The following is a 977-nucleotide window of genomic DNA, read 5'->3' on the forward strand; positions in this document are numbered from 1 at the left end:
CTCGCAAAGCAAAGCCTCGCTCATGTTGCATGCCTGTTCGGTGGAAATCCCGCGCAATAGTAATTGAGGCATGTTTATTCCCCCTTTTTGTTGTTACTTCCCGTCTGCTATAAAAGCAAGGAATACGGCGCTATCGTTATTTTCCGCTTACAGCTTTTCTACACGGAAAGTATGTGTAAAGACAAATTGTTCCCCCGGCTCTAGACCGCGGGCACCCGTCTGCTCTGCTTCTACATCTAAATTAAAAGCATCTGTAACAGCCGTGTATGGCTCAAGAGACACACTGTTATTCCAGCTTGGTTGGAAGACTAGCATGAATGGGAATTGATCTCCAAATTCATAAACAATTTTATGACTTTCTTGCTGGTCAATCAGTTGGCAACTGGTGGTTCCATCCTCTACTGTAACAAAAGCATGATCTCGTCCTTTTGGCATGTCAGGATAGGCTAGCCCCTTGGTTAATTGCTGACACAAATCAGTTGGGGTCGGTGAACCATCTACGAACCCTTCCTCATTTACTGGCCACTCAAGTTTTGAAGAAACCTGCATGATTGTTTGCTGTTGATGCCCCTGCTTCACATGGAAATAAGGATGGAAGCCTAACATAAACGGAGCCGCTACTTCGCTCTCGTTCTTCACTTCCCCTTCCAGACGTAGAATTCCATCTTGCAAAACATAAGTAAAGCGGAACACCAGACGTGCCTGAAATGCCTCCAATAAATCAGGGTGATCGGCAAAATCAAACTCGGATACGACGAACGCACCACGATCAGCTTTTGCACCGCGATCTATCACATTCCAAGCGCGTACACGTAATTCTCCGTGAGAATGATGCTCCCCTTTGTTTAATCCTAGTTGATATTTCTTCCCGTTAAAGGAAAAGCTTCCTTGTCTAATTTTATTGGGCGGAAACAAAATCGGATTTCCAAAACGGGCAGAAGCATCCCTGATCATGGAAATTTTTTCAGGTGATACAA

General features: G+C 44.7%; 1 protein-coding gene. It reads right to left on the reverse strand.

All coding sequences use genetic code 11. The features are described 5' to 3' along the window. Positions 1-147: 147 nt before the first annotated feature. On the reverse strand, positions 148-977 hold an 830-nt coding region (locus AYJ08_RS06090), incomplete at its 5' end, for an aldose 1-epimerase (RefSeq protein ID WP_064016984.1).

It is taken from the genome of Brevibacillus sp. SKDU10 (assembly GCF_001645205.1).
Lineage (GTDB): Bacteria > Bacillota > Bacilli > Brevibacillales > Brevibacillaceae > Brevibacillus_B > Brevibacillus_B halotolerans.